This is a genomic window from Rhizobacter sp. P2_D12 (assembly GCF_056404395.1).
This window is the reverse complement of sequence record NZ_JBFUEB010000189.1, coordinates 1-6,821: the sequence shown is the minus strand read 5'-3', so window position 1 is coordinate 6,821 and position 6,821 is coordinate 1. Positions and strand designations below refer to the sequence as shown.

Here is a 6,821-nt window from a genome sequence, read left to right as displayed (position 1 = left end):
AGCTGGCGCTGGCCCCGCTGCGCCGGATTCGCGACACCTGCCACCGGCTCGCCGCCGGCGACCTGCGCCCGCGCCCGGCGCCGCCGGCCGAGGGCCTGGCCGGCGAGGTGGCGACGGCGCTGCACCAGCTCAACGTCAACCTGCTCGGCGTGGTCGGCGATGCGCGCGGCGAGGCACGGCGGCTGCAGCGCGCCACCGGCGAGCTGGCCGGCGGCAACGGCGACCTGTCGGCGCGCACCGGTGCGCAGGCGGCCAGCGTCGAGCAGACCGCCGCCGCGATGGCGCAGATGGCGCAGGCGCTGCAGCACAGCACCGACAGCGCCCGCGAGGCGGCGCAGCTGGCGCAAGCGGCAAGCCAGGTGACGCGCGACGGCCATGCCGCCGTCGGCACGCTGTTCGACACCATGCAGCAGATCCACGCCGGCTCGCGGCGCATCGGCGACATCATCGAGGTGATCGAGAGCATCGCGTTCCAGACCAGCCTGCTGTCGCTGAATGCCGCGGTCGAGGCGGCGCGCGCCGGCCCGCAGGGCAAGAGCTTCGCGGTGGTGGCGGCCGAGGTGCGCGCGCTCGCGCAGCGCACCGCCGGTGCGGCCAAGGAGGTGCGCAACCTGGTCGAGGGGGCCGGCCGCCACGTCGACAGCGGCACGCAGCAGGCGGCCCACGCGCGCGGCACCATCGAGGCCGCGCTGCAGTCGGTGGTCGGTGTCTCGGGCCTGATCCAGGCCATCAGCGCCGACGCGCGGCGCCAGCTGGCCGAGGTCTCGCAGGTCAACCAGGCGGTGCTGCAGCTCGACGCGATCACGCGCTGCAACGTCACGCTGGTCGACCAGGTGGCCGGCGCCGCTGCCGACCTGCGCGACCGTGCCACCGCGCTCAGCGCATCGGTCGACGTGTTCCAGCTCGGCGACGGCACGCGCAGCGTGCTGGCCCGCACCGATGCGGTGGCGCTGCGCCGCGCCGCCCGGGCCCTGCATTGATGCGGATCAAGCCCGCGCCGGCCCGCAGCGGCGAAGCTCCAGCCACGACACGCCCCGGAGGCCACGCCATGCAACACGCCGCGATCCGCGTCATCCTCGAGGAGCACAGCGCCATGTCGGCGATGCTGCGCTCCATCAGCCTGCTGCTCGCCGACCACCGCCGGCGCGGCAGCCTGCCCGATTTCAGCGTGCTGCGCGCGATGCTGTTCTACGTCGACGAATTCCCCGAGCGGCTGCACCACGCGAAGGAGAGCGAGCTGCTGTTCCCGCTGCTGCGCCGGCGCAGCCCCGAGGCGCATGCGGTGCTGGACCAGCTGGACCGCGAGCACGTCGAGGGCGAACAGGCGATCCGCACGCTGGAGCACGAGCTGCTCGGCTTCGAGATGATGGCCGACACCGCGCAGCTCACGCAGCGCCGCGACCGCTTCGAAAGCGCGATGCAGCGCTACATCATGTTCTACCTGGCCCACATCCGGCTCGAGGAGACCCAGGTGCTGCCGCTCGCGCAGCGCGTGCTGACCGACGAGGACTGGGAGGCGCTGGACGCGGCCTTCCGCGACAACCGCGATCCGCTCACCGGCCATGAACCCGACACCAACTACCGCAACGTCTTCAAGAAGATCCTGTGGGCGCTGCCGCCGCCGCTGGGCATCGGGCCCGCTCTGGCCGACGAGCATGTGCGCTGCAGCCGCTCCGGCGGTGTCTGACGCATTGCGCCGGTCCGGCCTGGCGCTGGCCATCGCCGTCGCCGGCCTGCTGGCGGGATGCGCCAGCGCGCCCGTGCCGGTGGCCGGTGGCTTCGCGGCCGCGGTGACCCGGGGCGCGGCCTTCGCGGTCGGTGTCTACGGCATCGGCGGCGACGAGGCGCGCGACGCGCCCGGCGCGCCCGACGACACCCTGCCGCCGCTGAAGGGCGATGAACTGGCGCCGTGGAGCACGCCGGAGCAGCCGGCCCGCATCGGCGCCGGCTTCTTCCTCGACGGCGACGGCTCGATCGCGACCGCCGCCCACGTGGTCGCGAAGGCGCGCGAGGTGCTCGTCAAGCTGCCCGACCAGCGCGTGCTGGTCGCGCGCGTCGTGGCCATCGACACCGACATGGACGTGGCCCTGCTCGACGTGGCGGGCGCACCGGCACGGCCGCCGGTGATCGGCCGCTCGGCGGCGCTGCGCGCCGGCGACTGGGTGCTCGCGGTCGGCGAACCGTACGGCCTCGCGCGCTCGGTGGTGGCCGGCATCGTCGGCGGCCGCGCACGCCACTTCGCCGAGGATGGCGAGGTGATGTTCATCCAGAGCGACCTGACGCTGAACCCCGGCAACTCCGGCGGGCCGTTGCTGGACTCGTCCGGCGCCATCGTCGGCATGAGCCTGCGCACCGTGGTCGGCCCCTACGGCACCTCGGGAGTCAGCCTGTTCGTGCCGATCGAGGTGGTGCAGCAGGTGATCGCCGAGCTGCGCTCGAACGGCGCCAACCCGCGGCCGCGGCTGGGCGCCAGCTTCGAGGACGTGTCGCCGCTGGTGGCCTGGCGCGCCGGCCGCGCCGACGCGAGCGGCGCCTGGATCGGCAGCGTGCTGCGCGACAGCCCGGCGGCGCGGCTCGGGCTGCGCCCGGGCGACATCGTGGTCGGAATGAACGGCCGCGCGCTCGGCGACAGCGCCGATCTCGTGCGCGCGCTGCTGTCGTGGCGCACGCTGGCCGGCACGCGGCTGGCGGTGTTCCGAGACGGGCACTACCTGGAGCTGCGGCTGCCCGAGGCCCCCGCACGCTGAGCGTGCCGCATATCACGGTATGCGCGGCGCGCCAAGCGCAACGCCCGGGCCGCTTGATGCGCATCAAGCCCTCGTTGCCGGCGATCGACACACTGCGGGCAGCCGCCTCCTGCGGCCCGGAGCCACCCCGAATGCCGCAGCAGACCCTGTTGATCGTCGACGACAACCCCGACAACCTGCGGGTGCTGGCCGACCTGCTGCACGGCCATTACCGGGTGCGCGCCGCCAACAGCGGCGAGCGTGCGCTGCAGCTGGCGGCACTGGCGCCGGTCCCCGACCTGATCCTGCTCGACGTGATGATGCCGGCGATGAACGGCCACCAGGTGCTGCAGGCGCTGCGCGAGGCGCCCGCCACGCGCGACATCCCGGTCATCTTCACGACCGCGATGGACTCCACCGAGGACGAGCAGGCCGGCCTGGTGCTCGGCGCCGTCGACTACATCACCAAGCCGCTGCGCCCGGCGGTGGTGCTGGCGCGCGTGCGCGCCCACCTGCAGCTCAAGCAGGTGCGCGACGAGCTGCGCGTCGAGAAGGCCGCGCTCGAATCGGAGCTGGCGCGCCGGCTGCACGAGAACGAGGTGATCCAGGACGTGGCGATGCGCTCGCTCGCGCGCCTGGCCGAGACGCGCGACAACGAGACCGGCAACCACCTGCTGCGCACCCAGGCCTACGTCGAGGCGCTGGCGCGCCGCGTGTGCCGCCACCCGCGCTTCGCCGCGGCGCTGGACGAACGCACGATCGCGCTGATCGCCAAGTCGGCCCCGCTGCACGACATCGGCAAGGTCGGCATCCCCGACAGCGTGCTGCTCAAGCCCGGGCCGCTGACGCCCGACGAACGCGAGCTGATGAAGACCCATGCGCGGCTCGGGGCCGACGCGATCGCACACGCGGTGCGCGACACCCGCGAGCCGGCCGGCTTCCTGCAGCATGCCTACGACATCGCGCTGCACCACCACGAGCGCTGGGACGGCGCCGGCTACCCGGACGGCCTGGCCGGCGACGCGATCCCGCTGCCGGCGCGGCTGATGGCGGTGGCCGACGTGTTCGACGCGCTGATCTCGCGCCGCGTCTACAAGGCGGCGATGCCGGTCGGCGAGGTGCGCCGCATCATGGCGGCGCAGCGCGGCCTGCACTTCGACCCCGACCTGCTGGATGCCTTCCTGGCCGGCTTCGACGCCTTCTGCGCGATCGCGCACTGCCACCCGGACGAGCTGGCCCCCGCCGTCGCCCCGCTGGCGGTGGCCTGAGCCATGCCGGTCGCCGTGTCCGGTTGGACCCTGCTCGCCTGCGCGCTGGCACTCGCCTGCCTGGGGCTGCTGCTGCGCGAGCGGCGCGTCAGCGAGGCGCTGCGCATCGAGCAGGCGGCGCAGGACGCCCGGCTGCGCGCGCTGGCACTGATGCAGGCGATCGCCGACGGCTCCAGCGACGCGATCTTCGCCAAGGACCTGGAGGGCCGCTACCTGGTGTGCAACCGCGAGGCCTGCCGGCTGTTCGGCAAGTCCGTCGACGAGGTGCTGGGGCGCGACGACCTGGCGCTGTTCCCACCCAGCCAGGCGATGCTGGTGCGCACCAACGACCTGCGCGTGATGGACGAGAACCGGGTCCACACCTATGACGAGGAACTCAGCACCAGCGACGGCGCCCTCAGTTTCCTCGCCACCAAGGGGCCGCTGCACGACGAGACCGGCCGCGTGGTCGGCATGTTCGGCATCTCGCGCGACATCACCGAGCGGCGCCGCGCCGAGCGCGCGCTGCGCGATGCGCACGAGCTGGTGCAGGCAGTCGAGGATTCGGTGCTCGACCACATGGCGGTGCTCGATGCGCGCGGCGTGATCGTCGGCGTCAACGCGGCCTGGCGCCGCTTCGCGCAGGGCGAGGATGCGACCGCCGGCGCGGGCCTGGGCGTCGACTACCTCGGCCTGTGCCGTGCCGCCAGCGGCGCCGGCAGCGACAGCGCGGCCGGGGTCGCCGCCGGCATCGAGCGGGTGCTGGCCGGGCAGCTCGAGGTCTTCTCGCACGAGTACGCCTGCCACGCGCCGCAGCGCCCGCGCTGGTTCCTGATGAACGTGACGCCGCTGCGTTCGGGCGCCGGCGGCGCGGTGGTGGTGCATGCCGACATCACGCAGCGCCGGCTCGCCGAGGACGCGGTCCGCGCCAGCGAAGCGCAATACCGCTCGATGGTCAACGCACTCGACGAAGGCATCCTGATCGTCGGCGTCGACCGCCGCGTCGTCGCGTGCACGCCGCCGGCCGAGCGCTTCTTCGGCATGGACCTGGCGCAGCTGCAGCGGCCCGACGCGCTGGCCGCCTGGGGGCTGGTGCGCCCGGATGGCACGCCGATGCCGCGCCGCGAGCTGCCGCTGAGCCGCTGCCTGGCCAGCGGCCAGGCCTGCCACGACGTCGTGGTCGGCGTGCTGCCGCCCGGGCGCGGCCTGCGCTGGCTGCGCGCGCATGCCGAGCCGGTGCGCGACAGCGCCAGCGGCGCGCTGACGGCGGTGATCGCTTCCTTCAGCGACGTCACCGAGCGCCACGATGCGCAGGAGCAGCTGCGCAAGCTGTCGCTCGCGGTCGAGCAGTGCCCGATCGGCATCGCGATCGGCGACACCGCGGGCCGCATCGAGTACGTCAACGAGGCCTTCCGGCGCATGGGCGGCGACACCGAGTCCGACACCCCCGGCCCGGTGGCGCGCCACGCCGAGATGCGCGCCGCGCTGGCCCAGGGGCTCGCCTGGACCGGCGAGTTCCGCAGCGTGCGTGCCGACGGGCGCGGCTGCGACGAGCTGGTGCACGCCGTGCCGATCCGCCAGGCCGACGGGCGCATCACCCACCACCTGACGATCCACGAGGACCTGACCGAATACAAGCGCATCGGCGCCGAGCGCGACCGCGCCGAGGCCGCGAACCAGGCCAAGAGCGCCTTCCTCGCCAACATGAGCCACGAGATCCGCACGCCGATGAACGCCATCATCGGCCTGACCCACCTGCTGCGCCGCGACATCACCGAGCCGCGGCACGCGCTGCGGCTGCGCAAGGTGTCGGACGCCGCGTCGCACCTGCTGCAGGTGATCGACGACATCCTCGCCCTGTCGAAGATCGAGGCCGGGAAACTGGAGCTCGACTGCACCGACTTCTCGCTCGACGCGCTGCTCGTGCGCGCGCGCAGCCTGGTGGCCGAGCGAGCGCAGGCCAAGGGCCTGCGGCTCGAACTGCATGCCGGTGCCGGCGTGCCCGATGCGCTGCGCGGCGACCCGACGCGGCTGCTGCAGGCGATGCTGAACCTGCTGAGCAACGCGGTGAAGTTCACCGAGCGCGGCGGCATCGAGCTGCACGTGGCGCGCCTGCCCGGGCCCGGCGATGCGGTGCGGCTGCGCTTCTCGGTCAGCGACACCGGCATCGGCATCGCGCCCGGCGCGCTGGAGCGGCTGTTCGAGGCCTTCGTGCAGGCCGACGCCTCGACCACGCGGCGCTTCGGCGGCACCGGCCTGGGCTTGTCGATCACGCAGCGGCTGGCCACGATGATGGGCGGCGAGGTCGGCGTGCACAGCGAGCCGGGACGCGGCAGCGAGTTCTGGTTCAGCGCCTGCCTGCAGCCGGGCGGCGCGCCGCTGCCCGTGGCCGGCGACCCGCTGGCGGCCGCGCACGCGCTGCAGGCGCGCTGCGCCGGCATGCGCCTGCTGCTGGTGGAGGACAACCCGGTCAACCAGTATGTGGCGCGCGAGCTGCTGCACGCCGCGGGGCTGGCGGTCGACGTGGCCTGCGACGGCCTGGAGGCGCTCGAGCGCGTGCGGCATACGCGCTACGCGCTGATCCTGATGGACATGCAGATGCCGAACATGGACGGCCTGGAAGCCGCGCGGCGCATCCGCGCGCTGCCCGACGACACCCCCATCCTCGCGATGACGGCCAACGTGTTCGCCGACGACCGCGCCGCCTGCCTGGCGGCCGGCATGGACGGGCACGTGGCCAAGCCGGTCGACCCGCAGCAGCTGTACGAGACGCTGTGCCGCCACCTGGCGGTGCCGGTCGACGCGGCGCCGCCCGCGCCGCCGGCCACCGCCGCGCACGACGCACCGC

5 protein-coding genes are annotated in these 6,821 nt (G+C 73.9%); all 5 read left to right on the top strand.

The window, feature by feature from the left end:
• The coding region (locus AC1DYN_RS31060) for a methyl-accepting chemotaxis protein (protein ID WP_477966408.1) at positions 1 to 980 on the top strand (980 nt) is incomplete at its 5' end.
• Positions 981 to 1,048: 68 nt separating this feature from the next.
• Positions 1,049 to 1,687, top strand: coding sequence for a hemerythrin domain-containing protein (locus AC1DYN_RS31055; protein WP_477966406.1), 639 nt, complete (start codon positions 1,049 to 1,051; stop codon positions 1,685 to 1,687).
• Positions 1,680 to 2,747: a S1C family serine protease gene (locus AC1DYN_RS31050; RefSeq protein ID WP_477966404.1), complete on the top strand. Its 1,068-nt coding sequence runs from the start codon at positions 1,680 to 1,682 to the stop codon at positions 2,745 to 2,747. Before AC1DYN_RS31055 ends, AC1DYN_RS31050 begins: the two co-directional genes overlap by 8 nt.
• A gap of 131 nt (positions 2,748 to 2,878) precedes the next feature.
• A complete protein-coding gene (locus AC1DYN_RS31045) occupies positions 2,879 to 3,994 on the top strand; it encodes an HD-GYP domain-containing protein (protein WP_477966402.1) in 1,116 nt (371 codons plus the stop codon).
• A gap of 3 nt (positions 3,995 to 3,997) precedes the next feature.
• Positions 3,998 to 6,821: PAS domain-containing hybrid sensor histidine kinase/response regulator (locus tag AC1DYN_RS31040; RefSeq protein WP_477966400.1), on the top strand; the 2,824-nt coding region annotated here is incomplete at its 3' end.